Source organism: Paenibacillus sp. FSL P2-0089 (assembly GCF_038595095.1).
GTDB classification, from domain to species: Bacteria; Bacillota; Bacilli; order Paenibacillales; family Paenibacillaceae; genus Paenibacillus_AQ; species Paenibacillus_AQ silagei.
This window is the reverse complement of record NZ_CP152006.1, coordinates 5,309,935-5,322,175: the sequence shown is the minus strand read 5'-3', so window position 1 is coordinate 5,322,175 and position 12,241 is coordinate 5,309,935. Positions and strand designations below refer to the sequence as shown.

At 50.7% G+C, this 12,241-nt stretch carries 18 protein-coding genes and 2 tRNA genes; 11 read left to right on the top strand and 9 right to left on the bottom strand.

The annotated features are described in order from the left end of the window. The first annotated feature begins 592 nt into the window (after positions 1-592). The 3 genes from NST69_RS22275 (at position 593) to NST69_RS22265 (ending at position 1,039) form a co-directional block, all read left to right on the top strand. On the top strand, positions 593-757 hold the full coding sequence (locus NST69_RS22275; RefSeq protein WP_019909365.1) for a hypothetical protein: 165 nt from the start codon (positions 593-595) through the stop codon (positions 755-757). Between the two features lie 85 nt (positions 758-842). Next, positions 843-916, top strand: a tRNA-Met gene (locus NST69_RS22270). A 49-nt stretch (positions 917-965) separates the two neighbouring features. After that, a tRNA-Ile gene (locus NST69_RS22265) sits at positions 966-1,039 on the top strand. 597 nt (positions 1,040-1,636) lie between these two features. On the opposite strand, the gene NST69_RS22260 is transcribed toward NST69_RS22265, so the two are convergent. Continuing rightward, positions 1,637-1,837: a DUF6199 family natural product biosynthesis protein gene (locus tag NST69_RS22260; protein WP_036724228.1), complete on the bottom strand. Its 201-nt coding sequence runs from the start codon at positions 1,835-1,837 to the stop codon at positions 1,637-1,639. Between the two features lie 647 nt (positions 1,838-2,484). On the opposite strand from NST69_RS22260, the gene NST69_RS22255 reads away from it, so the two are divergent. Next, positions 2,485-3,216 carry a collagen-like protein gene (locus NST69_RS22255; RefSeq protein WP_342547145.1) on the top strand — a complete coding sequence of 244 codons (732 nt, stop codon included), beginning with the start codon at positions 2,485-2,487 and terminating at the stop codon, positions 3,214-3,216. 192 nt (positions 3,217-3,408) lie between these two features. Beyond that, positions 3,409-4,212 (top strand): undecaprenyl-diphosphate phosphatase, encoded by an 804-nt coding sequence (locus tag NST69_RS22250; RefSeq protein WP_342547144.1) that lies wholly within the window; start codon positions 3,409-3,411, stop codon positions 4,210-4,212. 10 nt (positions 4,213-4,222) lie between these two features. Here the strand turns inward: NST69_RS22250 and NST69_RS22245 are convergent, their stop codons facing one another. From NST69_RS22245 to NST69_RS22235, 3 genes are all read right to left on the bottom strand, one after another. Beyond that, positions 4,223-4,387: a hypothetical protein gene (locus NST69_RS22245; protein WP_155991360.1), complete on the bottom strand. Its 165-nt coding sequence runs from the start codon at positions 4,385-4,387 to the stop codon at positions 4,223-4,225. A 92-nt stretch (positions 4,388-4,479) separates the two neighbouring features. Beyond that, on the bottom strand, positions 4,480-5,022 hold the full coding sequence (locus NST69_RS22240; RefSeq protein WP_342547143.1) for an ImmA/IrrE family metallo-endopeptidase: 543 nt from the start codon (positions 5,020-5,022) through the stop codon (positions 4,480-4,482). Between the two features lie 143 nt (positions 5,023-5,165). After that, the gene (locus NST69_RS22235) at positions 5,166-5,342 is read right to left on the bottom strand and encodes a YjfB family protein (protein ID WP_076076056.1); all 177 of its coding nucleotides are present in this window, start codon (positions 5,340-5,342) and stop codon (positions 5,166-5,168) included. A 169-nt stretch (positions 5,343-5,511) separates the two neighbouring features. Between NST69_RS22235 and NST69_RS22230 the strand changes: the two genes are divergently transcribed. Then, entirely contained in the window at positions 5,512-5,667 is a 156-nt protein-coding gene (locus NST69_RS22230) for a hypothetical protein (RefSeq protein ID WP_155991357.1), read from the top strand. A 47-nt stretch (positions 5,668-5,714) separates the two neighbouring features. On the opposite strand, the gene NST69_RS22225 is transcribed toward NST69_RS22230, so the two are convergent. Next, on the bottom strand, positions 5,715-5,903 hold the full coding sequence (locus tag NST69_RS22225; protein ID WP_036724199.1) for a hypothetical protein: 189 nt from the start codon (positions 5,901-5,903) through the stop codon (positions 5,715-5,717). Positions 5,904-5,989: 86 nt separating this feature from the next. Further along, positions 5,990-6,430: a NucA/NucB deoxyribonuclease domain-containing protein gene (locus tag NST69_RS22220; protein ID WP_209871837.1), complete on the bottom strand. Its 441-nt coding sequence runs from the start codon at positions 6,428-6,430 to the stop codon at positions 5,990-5,992. Positions 6,431-6,592: 162 nt separating this feature from the next. Here NST69_RS22220 and NST69_RS22215 point away from each other — a divergent pair, with 162 nt between their 5' ends. Then, complete coding sequence (locus tag NST69_RS22215) at positions 6,593-8,068, top strand: glycosyl hydrolase (RefSeq protein ID WP_342547142.1); 1,476 nt, start codon at positions 6,593-6,595, stop codon at positions 8,066-8,068. Between the two features lie 17 nt (positions 8,069-8,085). On the opposite strand, the gene NST69_RS22210 is transcribed toward NST69_RS22215, so the two are convergent. After that, positions 8,086-8,577, bottom strand: a complete 492-nt coding sequence (locus tag NST69_RS22210) for a PH domain-containing protein (RefSeq protein WP_341167440.1) — start codon at positions 8,575-8,577, stop codon at positions 8,086-8,088. A 200-nt stretch (positions 8,578-8,777) separates the two neighbouring features. On the opposite strand from NST69_RS22210, the gene NST69_RS22205 reads away from it, so the two are divergent. Beyond that, complete coding sequence (locus NST69_RS22205; protein WP_341167441.1) at positions 8,778-9,380, top strand: hypothetical protein; 603 nt, start codon at positions 8,778-8,780, stop codon at positions 9,378-9,380. Positions 9,381-9,467: 87 nt separating this feature from the next. Here NST69_RS22205 and NST69_RS22200 read toward each other — a convergent pair whose 3' ends face one another. Beyond that, positions 9,468-9,893, bottom strand: coding sequence for a GNAT family N-acetyltransferase (locus tag NST69_RS22200; protein WP_342547141.1), 426 nt, complete (start codon positions 9,891-9,893; stop codon positions 9,468-9,470). A 274-nt stretch (positions 9,894-10,167) separates the two neighbouring features. Here NST69_RS22200 and NST69_RS22195 point away from each other — a divergent pair, with 274 nt between their 5' ends. Beyond that, positions 10,168-10,503 carry a YolD-like family protein gene (locus NST69_RS22195; RefSeq protein WP_342547140.1) on the top strand — a complete coding sequence of 112 codons (336 nt, stop codon included), beginning with the start codon at positions 10,168-10,170 and terminating at the stop codon, positions 10,501-10,503. Between the two features lie 41 nt (positions 10,504-10,544). Here the strand turns inward: NST69_RS22195 and NST69_RS22190 are convergent, their stop codons facing one another. Beyond that, positions 10,545-10,706 (bottom strand): hypothetical protein, encoded by a 162-nt coding sequence (locus NST69_RS22190; RefSeq protein ID WP_200869526.1) that lies wholly within the window; start codon positions 10,704-10,706, stop codon positions 10,545-10,547. Positions 10,707-10,884: 178 nt separating this feature from the next. Between NST69_RS22190 and NST69_RS22185 the strand changes: the two genes are divergently transcribed. Both NST69_RS22185 and NST69_RS22180 read left to right on the top strand, forming a co-directional pair. Beyond that, entirely contained in the window at positions 10,885-11,571 is a 687-nt protein-coding gene (locus NST69_RS22185) for a M15 family metallopeptidase (protein WP_342547139.1), read from the top strand. Positions 11,572-11,646: 75 nt separating this feature from the next. Then, positions 11,647-12,120 carry a WGxxGxxG family protein gene (locus tag NST69_RS22180; RefSeq protein WP_339250144.1) on the top strand — a complete coding sequence of 158 codons (474 nt, stop codon included), beginning with the start codon at positions 11,647-11,649 and terminating at the stop codon, positions 12,118-12,120. Positions 12,121-12,241: the final 121 nt, after the last annotated feature.

Below are 12,241 nucleotides of genomic sequence, written 5' to 3'. Positions count from 1 at the left end.
TTGCAGGGGGATGGGGCTTCTTTTTTAATGCTTTAATTAGTTTTTGGGCTCTTAGGGAAAAGAAGTGGAAAAACAGCATCTATTCAATGGCTCAGCACACTTCTGGAGACTTTAGTTGGAAAAAATACACTTGTTCAGGCCCGATATGGATAGTAACGCAGATACCCCTAGAATTAGATGACCTAAATCCACTTATTTCCTTTGAAGAGGCGATTTCCTCCCAAGCAAGTGTATAAAATCCAACTGTTTCCCTCAACGGCTCATTATCTCCACAGCCCCCAATTAGCTGCATACTCCAATATCCGAGCGTTATTAACTAAATTCTCACCATGGACTTGTTCCACTGCGGAATGTGACCGCTACTCTCACCACATTCGCTACATTGCCCACCGCCCTGTTCTCAACTCATTTGTTCTACTCCATACCCCCAGTAATCTGCTCCATCCCAGCATTATCCTTCAACCAGATACCTAAGCATACGGGCAGAAATTGCCATCCGCTCCGCTGAGCAATCCTCTAATTTTCTTGCAAAACTGGGCATGATAAATAGCACCGGGACATATATTATTGCGATGAAGGAGAAGAGGGTATCATGAATTGGATCTATTTTGCCAAGTTGTTCAGGACCAGATTTCAAGCGGGCTGCCTTGCCAAAAGACTGGAGCAGGACGGCTGGATCTATGGGTATCATGATCCGCGTTTTGTCGAAATATACCGTTCGCGCAAGGGCCGTTATGGAGTTCGTTTTCTGCCTTAGCCAGAAAAACCAAAATCATCCTTGACTTTATCCATGGCTATATTGTATATTATCTATTGTCGCTGTTTAAATAATTATTAACTGACGCGGGGTGGAGCAGCCCGGTAGCTCGTCGGGCTCATAACCCGAAGGCCGCAGGTTCAAATCCTGCCCCCGCAATTACCTTATTACACCGGACAGCACTTGTATAATACGGATATCCTAGTCCGGGCCCTTAGCTCAGTTGGTTAGAGCGGTCGGCTCATAACCGATTGGTCACAGGTTCGAGTCCTGTAGGGCCCACTTCACTTAACCCCCTTGCCTAGCAAGGGGGTTTTTAATATGCATCGGCTGCTGTATTCCATGGTAACAAATATATTATAGAAGTTTTACCATGATTGAGCCTGTACAAATAATAAATCCGTCTGGCATTAAGCCCGGCGAGTTTTATTTTATAGCTTTTTCAAATACTCAATAAATATGTTCTGATTTCTTAGGGTTTAATTTTATTACTTGTTACTTCCATTCTTTTGTTCTTTAGCTTTCTCACTGAAATGTAAGCTAATAATAGCAATTACCAATAAAGCAACACCTACTATATTAGAGAATACAGGCTCATTGTTTGAAAATGATCTTATTAACAACCGAATATTTATAGCAAGCGCCCCGAACCAACATATGTAAACAAACGATTTAGTAGTATTTTTCATTATTTTACCTTTCCCATACATTATTTTATAGTTATCCACGGAACCCTTGAAAATATTAATGTACCGTCAATCGTCTGGCCTTCCCCATGCGCTCATTGCTATTCCTTAACAGGGCGAAAAGCTTTAAAAGAAAATAAAAACAGGAGTGGTTGGCAGGGAAGCGCCAGCAGCTCCTGTTTTATTGTTATCCCTAACCAAACATCGAAGGTAAGAAGAACAAGAAAAAGATTATAAGTACAATAACGCTGCTTATTCTGCTCATCATGAGATAAGCCTCACTTGGTTCGGAATCGCCCTTTACCATCCAACCATAACGCATATACCAGCCCATGGCCGGGAAGAAGATATTCAGGATTGCAATCAGTACAAATAGAATAGCAAAGACAACCATTTTTACCAACTCCTTTATCAGTTTTACGTGAATTGTGCATCTGAAGTTGCACATCTTTTATAACGTCAGCTTAATTGATGTAGCATGAGTTTGAAGGAGAATAACCAAAAAACAGACCCGAATTAGAAATTCGGATCTGACAGGGAAGTATCAGTTGTCCAATCCTAAAATACGAAAAATAATAAAATTTGGTGTGGGACTTTGTGATGTATTCAAGGGCGTAACTACTATGGCTAACGCCCGTTTTTTTGGAATTAGGTGGCTGACTAGTAAAAACTAGTTGTTCGTCCATTTCTAAATCGGATGGGATGCGTACACTACACTATCTTATTAGGGAGGTGTCCGTATTGAGTTGTCCAGACGATAAAAAATGTCATCCTAAAAAAATCGTCACCCTTGTTCCTTCAAAAAGAAAAAGAAAAGAACATCGGAAAGTTGTTAAAAAAGTGATTAAAAAGGTGGTTAAAGTAACCTGTCCACCGCCTGAAGTCAATGTCACTACTCCTACCGTCATTGGTCCCACAGGGCCCCAAGGAGCACAGGGCTCCCCAGGCATACCGGGAATCCCGGGGGCAAGAGGCCCCCAGGGAACAGCAGGTCCTCAAGGACCTGCCGGTGGCCCTCCAGGGCCCCAAGGCCCCCAAGGTGTGCCCGGGCCATCCGGAGCGATAGGCCCCCAGGGAGCAGCGGGGCCCGTTGGCCCTCAAGGGGCGCAGGGAATTCCGGGAGCACAGGGCCTCATAGGTCCCCAGGGCCCGCAGGGTGAACCTGGTCCGGCGGGAGCGATTGGGCCGCAAGGCATTGCCGGAGCTACTGGGCCGGCCGGAGCGGCAGGAGCTGCAGGGCCGGCGGGAGCCACAGGAGCCACTGGGCCAGCCGGAGCCGCAGGAGCTGCAGGAGCAACCGGGGCAACAGGAGCAACCGGGGCAACTGGGGCAACAGGAACGGCGGGAGGAGTATTAGGATTTGCTGATTTCTTTGCTCTGATGCCTCCTGATAATGCAGCAACGGTAGCGCCGGGCACAGATGTAAGCTTTCCTCAAGATGGCCCTACCAGCGGGACAACGATTACCCGGATCGGGCCGAGTTCTTTTAATTTAGCGGCCATTGGGACGTATCAGGTGCTGTTTCAGGTTAGCGTGACCGAAGCCGGACAACTAATCTTGACTTTAAATGGTGCAGATCTCGCTTATACCGTAGTTGGGCGGGCAACAGGTACCTCACAAATCGTAGAAATGGCGATCGTGCAAACAACGGTCATTAACAGTATTCTAACCGTTCGCAATCCTGCCGGAAATGCCGCTGCACTTACGATTACTCCTCTTGCGGGAGGAACAAGACCCGTTTCAGCACATCTTGTTATTACACAATTAGCATAGCGGCTATTTTACGAATAGAGCATAATGAAATTTTGCCACCAGTAGCTTGGTGGCTTTTTTGTGATCACAATAAACCACGTGACATTGTTGTCACACCAACTCCCATATTGTTAGCTCATTCGATGGGGAATTCCATCTTAGCCTCTTATACTGGAAATATATTGATTCACTTCCGAAAGGGGCTATTCACCAGTGACTGAAGCTATCAAAGCAATTATATTAGGGATTATTGAGGGGTTGACTGAATTCTTGCCGGTCTCGTCTACCGGGCACCTTATCCTGGCAGGGGATTTGCTGGAGTTCGAGGGGGAGGCTGCGGTTACCTTCAAAATCGTGATCCAGCTAGGTGCGGTAATGGCCGTGCTGCTGCTGTATTGGAAGAAGTATGTGAACATCGGGATGAATATGCTGAAGCTGGACTTCTCCAAGAGCAAGGGGTTGAACGCCATCCACATGCTGCTGGCTATGGTTCCGGCACTAGTGGTGTATCTGCTCTTCAAAGACACGATCAAGAGCCAGTTATTCGGCCCCAAGCCGGTCTTAATTGGTCTGATTGCCGGTGGCCTATTGATGATCCTCGCTGCACGCAGCAGGAGATCCGTAACGTCGGAGACGGTAGACGGGATAGACTACAAGCAAGCCTTCGGCATCGGGCTGTTCCAGTGTCTGGCACTGTGGCCCGGGTTCTCCAGATCCGGTTCGACGATCTCAGGCGGTCTGCTGCTGGGAACCAGCCAGAAAGCCGCTGCGGACTTCACCTTCCTGATCTCCGTGCCGGTGATGTTCGGAGCAAGCCTCCTGGACCTGTATGACAGCAGGGATCTACTCAGTACAGATACGCTGACCCTGATGCTGATCGGATTCGTGACGTCCTTCCTCGTAGCCATGATTGCTGTAGTCACGTTCATCAAGCTGATCAAGCGGCTCCGCCTGGAGTGGTTCGCGCTGTACCGGTTCGTGTTAGCGGGGCTGTTCTATGTAATTGTTATACTGTAAAATCCTGCTTTCAGCCGTATTCCTTAGGCTCCTGTAGCAGGATGGAGAAGGTCTGGGTAACGTGGTCCACTTCAATCGTCTCGATACCCACAAAATCCGGAATTTCAGGATGAACGGCATCCACGCTATATTCAGGGTGAGTCAGCAATAATTGAATGACTTTCAAGGCTTCCACGTTAATCTTGATCCCCTTTACAGTAGAATCTAACCCTGTTATAGAGGGGAATCTCCGCCCTCCGGGTCTATAGCGTATTATCCCCGCAGCGCTTAGCGAATATGTCTGTGGATGATATTTCTGTCTTCGTTACGTTCCATAACAGCCATTAATTGCCCCTGGAAAATCCGTCTCTGGATCTGGTCGATCCGCTGCAGCGCGAGGGGAACGGGAACCTGGAACGCTACAGCCAGCTCGGCAACGGCATCCTCACGAAGCTCGGGCAGCGTATTCGCGGAGATCATACTATAGGGCATGGAGGCATACAGAATGAACCGGTCGGATTCATCTCTCTGCGCCTGCGTGAACACTCCGGGCATAAGCGTAGACTTGCCGGCATGCCGCAGCAGATGACAGAGCTCGTGGAGGAATTCCAGCCGCTGCAGCTCGGGAGGGAGGCGGTTGTCGATGAACATACTGTACATTCCGGCCGCAGCCTCAATCGCCTTGCTTCTGACATCCAGATAGTGTACCCAGATATTGAGCTGCTTCGCTATGTAATCAATGGAGATATCGGCCGGCTTGCGGACGCCAATGCGCTGGTATAGATCCTCTGTCCATCTCTCCAAAGCGGTCATCTGATAATAGCCTTGCATAATCCATCACCCCATATATAAGATCGTATGTTCGTGTTATTGGCCAAAAGAAAAGCCCTTAAGGGCTAAGCAGCAGTTCAGCGCGTACTCTTCAACGGCTGAAATATGGAACGGGTGTTCCTATGTATGTAAGCATAAAGGAATTACGCCCGAATATCAAGTGTTTTTCCCAAGGTGGGGTGCGTGGCCTGACTCAGCATCTGAACCATATCCTGGGCGCTGCTCTGCGCCTGCTCCTTGGCAAGGCTCATCACCTGCAGCCCTGCGGCCTGCTGTAAGGATGACTGGCTCATCACTACGGATAATGCAGCAATATCCATCCGGCATTCCTCCCTTCATTTGTTGTTAAGCTATTGCTTCATACTCTATATCGACTACTGGACGCCTGTCCGTTAGGTGAAAGGCATTTCTTTGCCAATTGGCCCATGCAACGGGGCGGAATTCCACATATTCTGTGCTGTATTCAATATTCAAGAGGAGGAATTAATTATGGGAGCAGAGTATGGTTGCGGTTGTGGAAATAACGTAGGTGGAGTGAATCAGGGACCTCCAATCGTTCCGGTAGTAAGCCCTTGGACTTCGACAGGTGCCATTCTGGTTCTGTTCATTCTGCTGGTTATCATCACTAAAGCCTGTTTGTTCTAGAACCGCCTATAGCCAGTGTAGCCCTGTCCGGCCTGTGCCGGATAGGGCTATTTCTTTTTCTTCTTATGAGCACGGACCGTTGGCCCGATCTGGCGTTTGATTCTGCCTGTAGCTGCATCGGTTTCAATAATATAGAGCTCCTTGACTGTTCCTGCAAGCGCGAACCATTCCTGTAAGGCTTCAGCTTCGGACATAGGGCCGTACAGCCGTTTGCCCCGATAACAGATATAGAACACTTCCGGCTCTCCATCTAAGTTATATTATCCCATTTCATTCTACGCTTTATCGCAGTGAAATTGAACAACATCCCCCACAGGCCGGCCTATTTGAAAATAAACTCCACACGCGTACCGTCTGCGAACGCCTCCAGCTGATTGCCGACCCAGCTTCCCGCTCCGCGGTTATCACTGGGTGTTATGTACTCAATATGCGCCCCGGCTCCGCCTTCATCACACATGGCCATCGGCCATTCATCCCGGTCATAGCCTTTCTTCGTGGGGACTCCCTTCAGAGACGCCTTGCGGTTCTCCTCCGCCTCCTTGCGGTTGATCGTGCAGATGGCCGACTCTCCCTTACGGATGGCCTTCTGGATGTGCCTCGCGGTCTCCGGGTAGCGGTCTGCCGGGAACTTCAGCTTCACGACCTCCGAAGGATTCGCAGAAGGGGTCTGCGGCAGCCATTGCCCGTTCTCCTCCAGCAGGTAGGCGGCAAGACTGAGCAGGGCGATAATGATGAGACTGATGATGGACTTTTTGGCTTTCATATCTGCTCCTTTGTAAGTGGGTATGGGTATAATGCCTGTGCCCTGAATAGTATAGCGTAAGAATACCGGATTGCGACAGTCCGAATTCTGTGCATTTGCCGTGCTGAAGTTCCACAATTCGTCATAATATGTACAAACACAAGGAAAAGGATGGTGGAAAATGTGGAACAGCGCAACCTCAGGGACCTGCTGGATTCAGCCTCACGTCTGATAGGTGATGTGCAGTGGCAAGCGGCTTTTCGCAAAATACAGATGGTTCCCGCTGACGCGGAGTTGGGGGCGCCTGCACGGAAGCTGCTGGAGACGCTGTACTGGCTGCAGGGCCAGGGAATGATCAGCGGTCAGCATGATTACCTGGAGAGCCCGGATGATATCAACAACAAGCTTAAGAATACGGCTGGCAGCTATGCCGGACTGCACGGCTATGAGATGGGACCGATCAGCAACCAGACGGAGAAGCTCATCAGCAGCCAGCGGCAGGGCGTAACCGACAGTGCGATCCGTTGGCACAAGGCCGGGGGCATCGTAGCGATGACCTATCATGCCAACCTGCCGGGCAGCGCTCCAGCCTGGACGAATGTCTCCATGAGCCTCAGCGAAGCTAATTTCAGCAAGTACATCACACCGGGAACGCCAGAGTATACGGCAATGATTGCGGAGCTCGATAAGGTAGCTGTTTTCCTGAAAAAGCTCAATGACGCCGGTGTCCCCGTACTCTGGAGACCTTACCACGAGATGAACGGCGGCTGGTTCTGGTGGGGGCAGAAGTCCTCCTTCGTCACCCTCTGGGAGATCATGTTCCAGCGGTACACCGTCTATCATCAGCTGCACAATCTGCTGTGGGTGTGGAGTCCGAATGCCAAGAACAAGAATAGTGAGGAGCCGGCGAAGTATTATCCGGGCAGCGGCAGAGTGGATGTGCTGGCAGCGGATATTTTCGAGGGGGATTACAAGGTAAGCCATCATGATACGCTCTGGGATCTGGGGCGCGGCAAGCTGATCGCCATCGGCGAGAACGGGGAGCTTCCTCCGCCAGCTGTGCTGGCAGGCACGCAGAACAAATGGAGCTATCAGATGACCTGGGGCAAGATGCTGTACGAGCGCAATAAGGATGCAGTAATTCAAGCTTTTATGAAGAATAGTGCCGTGTTCTCCAGAGATGATTATTCGGCCAAGGCGGCGGCGTATGCTTCTTCAGGAGGGGTACTCCCCAAGCCGGGCCTCTATGGGCAGTATTATAACAATATTACGCTTAGCGGCACGCCTGCCCTCACCCGGACAGATGCCAATATTAACTTCGCCTGGAGGCAGGCGGCGCCTGATCCGGCCGTTCACGCAGATCTGTTCTCCGTACGCTGGAGCGGCCAAATAAGCGCTGCCTACAGTGAGACCTACACGATCTATTCGTATTCAGATGACGGAATCCGGGTATGGATTGACGGGAAGCTGGTTATTGACAGCTGGATTAAGCAGAGCGGGCAGGAGCGGCAAGGCACAGTGAGTCTGATTGCAGGGAAGCTGCATGAGCTGAAGGTGGAGTACTATGAGAACCAGGGGGATGCGCGGGCGGTACTGATGTGGGAGAGCCCCAGCCAGGCCAAAGGCGTAATTCCGGCAGGAGCCCTCTACCTTCCATAACCAAGTGTAACGAAGCGTCAGATATGCTCGCGGTAGCTGATGTTGTTGGCGATTTTCTCGTCACGGACGGCTTGGCGCAGGATATCCTTGACAGCTTGAACCTTACGGATTCTATAGAAGGGGAGCTGTGGAGATGAAGCATCATCCGACAAAATGATCAGCGTCCCGATGCCCAGCATACGCTGCATAACCGACTGGGTGACAGAGAAATCATTGACCCGCAACAGCTCGATTTCTTCGACATCCTTGCCGATCAGTCCGCTCTTCACCATAATCCGCTGGGACGTAATCGTATACTTGGTGGTATTCAGTCCTATCAACCCCTTGAGACGGTCGGAGATGCCGGCAGGCTTGCCCTGCCATAATTCTTTTTCGGGACCGGAGCTATGGCCAGCCGCCGGACGGCGTGCTGCTGCCGGAGAACCGACCTCTTCTGTACCTGCTCCGCATTCCCCGCAGAATTTGGCACCTTCCTTGTATTCCGCACCACATGCTGTGCAATAAGCCATAATAATCTTCCTCTCCTTGAACAGATAAATTCATTATAGTATAACAGGAATTGCCAGTCATCAACGGGTTATGGACCGCCGTTTCTCCCTATGAATACGCTTAACTGCTGACATATGTTTCATTGCGCCGAATTTTACATTAATTTCATTTGCACTTAACAAAAATCGATATTATTCTGTTAAGTGGAGGGATCTTAACTATGAGACAAGCTTTACTTGCAGGACTGCTAGTGGCCGTCATGATACTCAGTGCCTGCGGCAATAACAGTGCTGAACCGGCGTCCCCGGAGGAGGTACAGGAGACGGTACAGAACTTTTACAATGAAATGTCGAAATTCGACGAAATGGGCAAATCCTCGCTAGAGAACTTCAACACCACGCTAACCTCTTATTCCACCGGACAAGCGACAGACAAAGAATTCGAGAAGGCTGTGGACAGCTTCCAGGATACCGCATCTCAGCTTGCAGATCATGTGAACGATATCAAGATTGCGGGTGGCCTGCCGGATACGATCGAGAAGCTGCTTAGAGATTCGGTGATCGCTTTCCAGAGTGCCTATCAGATCAAGGAGAAGGCTTCCAAGGGCGCAGTATCGCCCGATGTGACCGCTGAGGAATTCAACACGATGAATGAGCAGGCGGACGTAGCGATGCTCTATGGCATCTCCAAGCTGAATGAAGCCAGAGAAGCCGCCGGACTGATTGATAAGGAGCAAGCCGTACCAGGAACCGTATCAGATGCAGGCACAGATGCCAAGCAGGAACCGGGTGCTGGAAGCGCTGGGACTTCGTCAGTGAAATAAGCAGAGACAAGACTTGTTATACGCCAAAGGATTCAGATGAAGACGCTGTACAGCATTACTGTAGGCGTCTTTTTGCTGTGGATTGAATTATTGGCCCAATCTTTTTGAGAAGTACTTAGGGGCCTCCCTGAAACCTTGTCTTTCATAAAATGTATGAGCCTCTATTCTTCTGGCATGACAATGAACCTGGATACTGGCACATCCTCTTCGGGTGGCGGAAGCTGAAGCGGATTCCACTAATTCCTGTCCAATTCCCTTACTTCTAACTGAGGAATCCACAACCAGATAACTAATGGAGGCGATATCTCCTCTCATGCCCAGTTGCGGGATATAATGCAGGGAAAGACAGGCGATAACACATCCTTCCGCTTCATAGACCATTAACTCCTCATTAGGGTCAGCAAGAAGTCTTTCTATATTCTCTTTCATATAAAGCCCGGTATCCGGGTAACCTAATTGCGTCAATAGTCTGGAAATACCCTCTCGATCCTCCACATTTGCAGCTCTAATCATAAATATCATCTCCGTCCTTTCTACCCCGTTCCCCTAATGATGGCATTAAATTAGCGAAACAACTAGAACCACGGGATGGCTGTTTTCATGCAGGTGTGGTGCTATTTCAACCCTTTATTATAATCAGCTAAAGCCCTCCTTCTGCGTCCTTGCTCTGACATTAATTTCTGCTTGCCTAACAAGCTGAATCGCGGATATAATACAAACATACGTTCGGTTTATGGGCGGAAAGATGATGTAGTCCGGGTAATTAACAACGAGTGGGGGAATAGCAATGGGCAAGAAGCTTGAAGCGGGCGGTCTGCGGGAGAGCAACCGAATCATGTTGACGGAGCATAAGGGCGGGATCAGGAGGGACGAACGGGAGACCTGGCATAGCCTGAGGCCGGTGCTGGATGAGCAGAAGCTGGAGGAGATTGAGCATACGCTGGCCTTATCGCTGCGGAGTCATGTGCGGGTAACGCTGGTGCTGTATGGTCCTCAGGAGCAGGTGAAGCTGAGCGGGTTCGTGACCTCCATTCACACCCACTCGCGTGAATTCAAGCTGCAGTGGGCGGAGGAATGGAAGTGGCTGCTTGTAGATGACATTGTGGAGGCTTATATTGTCTAAAAGGTAACCTCTTTGCCTGGGATCAGCACGGCACGCTTCATTTACTTGCTGCGGTGTCCATCTGTCTTCTCATAGGCAATCAGCGTGACCTCCGGGTTCCCGGTCATCCGGGCAATCTCCGATTCCGCCTGGCGGATTACCTCCACCACATCCTCCTGATCGCTAAGCGGGGCTATTCTGTAGCTGTCGCTGTGTATCTCCATGTTCATCCCCCTTTCCGTTAGAATGACCTGACTTGCGGTCTGCATTCTTATTCTGGCCTGTAGGCGCACAGTTCATCCGGGGAGATAGGACGCTGCACAGCTCATTTTGTGAAAAAAACGGTCATTGGTGCAAGCAATCCGGCCTAAGCGGGCATTTACTATACCAGGGGGTGAGTAGATGCTTACTTTAGAGCAGGTCAAGCAGAAGTCGGCCGCAAGGCTGGCGAAGCTGCATCCGGCCGTACTGGCCGGGGCGAACGAGCTGATTAGACGGAGCTATAACCGGGGGGTGCAGATCCTCATTACGCAGGGCATGCGCACGATAGCGCAGCAGAATGAGCTATATGCTCAAGGGAGAACCAAGAAGGGCGACATTGTAACCAATGCCCGAGGAGGCGACAGCTACCATAATTACGGACTGGCAATAGACTTTGCGCTGCTCCTGCCGGATGGCAGGAATGTGTCCTGGGATATGAAACGTGACGGGGATGGCGACAAGGTGGCAGACTGGCAAGAGGTGGTGCAGGAGGGGAAGAAGCTGGGGTTCGAATGGGGCGGGGACTGGACCTCCTTCAAGGATTACGCTCATCTGCAGATGAGCTTCGGCCTTAGCATCCAGGACCTGAAGGCAGGCAGACGGCCGACTGCCCAGCAGAGTGCAGCCGCACTAAGCTATATAACCGGAGGTGAGCCAGAGGTGAACAAGGATATCCCGGTAAATATTACGCTCAATGGAAAGAAGCTGACGACCGGCGTCATGGACGATGCGGTAACCTATGCGCCTGTACGTGCGATTGCGGAAGCACTTGGAGCCAAGGTCACGTATAATGCGTCCAGCAAGACCGTGAACATTGTGAAGGAATAACTTCTCTGCATAGATGCTGTCCCGGATGGGGAAATTATCAGCGAGTAACCACATCCATGAAGGGGGCACAACATTTTGAACAAGCTGATTACAAGTCTTGCCTGCGGTACGGTCCTGTCCATGAGTCTGCTCGGAGCAGGTGACATCTCCGCAGCAGCGCCGGGCGGTATGACAACTACGACTCCGGGCGTTATGAGCACAACCGCTCCGGGCATGCACAGCACAACGACTGACGGCCGAATGGGCAACATGGGAAATATGGGCAATCTGGATGACCGTATGATGGACAGCCGGGGCAATACCATGATGAATGAGACCAGAGATTCGATGCACAAGACCGAATCCATCATGAAGGACAAAATCCGTACCGGCGACAACAGCTCCGTCTCCCCGCTGTCCAACAATAACACAACGGGCCGCTACCGGGCACAGAGCACAACCACCACAAGCAACACCCGAAACGGCTCCAACTGGGGCTGGCTCGGTCTCGTCGGCCTCCTAGGTCTGGCCGGCATGCGCAGCAGAACCGGTGAGCGTGACCGCCACTAGTCTGAGCAGCGCAGGGCAGAACGGATCTGATCAGATCCGATTCGGTAAGACGAGCAAAAGGCCCGCGTCAGTCTCGGCTGAGCGGGCTGTTTGCTGCGTCTGCAGCAATATTAAAAAAAGG

Excerpts from the sequence above, each read along its gene's own strand:
- NST69_RS22275 (WP_019909365.1), top strand. The coding sequence starts at position 593 with ATGAATTGGATCTATTTTGCCAAGTTGTTCAGGACCAGATTTCAAGCG.
- NST69_RS22260 (WP_036724228.1), bottom strand. The coding sequence starts at position 1,837 with ATGGTTGTCTTTGCTATTCTATTTGTACTGATTGCAATCCTGAATATC.
- NST69_RS22240 (WP_342547143.1), bottom strand. The coding sequence starts at position 5,022 with ATGCAAGGCTATTATCAGATGACCGCTTTGGAGAGATGGACAGAGGAT.
- NST69_RS22235 (WP_076076056.1), bottom strand. The coding sequence starts at position 5,342 with ATGGATATTGCTGCATTATCCGTAGTGATGAGCCAGTCATCCTTACAG.
- NST69_RS22230 (WP_155991357.1), top strand. The coding sequence starts at position 5,512 with ATGGGAGCAGAGTATGGTTGCGGTTGTGGAAATAACGTAGGTGGAGTG.
- NST69_RS22220 (WP_209871837.1), bottom strand. The coding sequence starts at position 6,430 with ATGAAAGCCAAAAAGTCCATCATCAGTCTCATCATTATCGCCCTGCTC.
- NST69_RS22210 (WP_341167440.1), bottom strand. The coding sequence starts at position 8,577 with ATGGCTTATTGCACAGCATGTGGTGCGGAATACAAGGAAGGTGCCAAA.
- NST69_RS22205 (WP_341167441.1), top strand. The coding sequence starts at position 8,778 with ATGAGACAAGCTTTACTTGCAGGACTGCTAGTGGCCGTCATGATACTC.
- NST69_RS22200 (WP_342547141.1), bottom strand. The coding sequence starts at position 9,893 with ATGATTAGAGCTGCAAATGTGGAGGATCGAGAGGGTATTTCCAGACTA.
- NST69_RS22195 (WP_342547140.1), top strand. The coding sequence starts at position 10,168 with ATGGGCAAGAAGCTTGAAGCGGGCGGTCTGCGGGAGAGCAACCGAATC.
- NST69_RS22190 (WP_200869526.1), bottom strand. The coding sequence starts at position 10,706 with ATGGAGATACACAGCGACAGCTACAGAATAGCCCCGCTTAGCGATCAG.
- NST69_RS22185 (WP_342547139.1), top strand. The coding sequence starts at position 10,885 with ATGCTTACTTTAGAGCAGGTCAAGCAGAAGTCGGCCGCAAGGCTGGCG.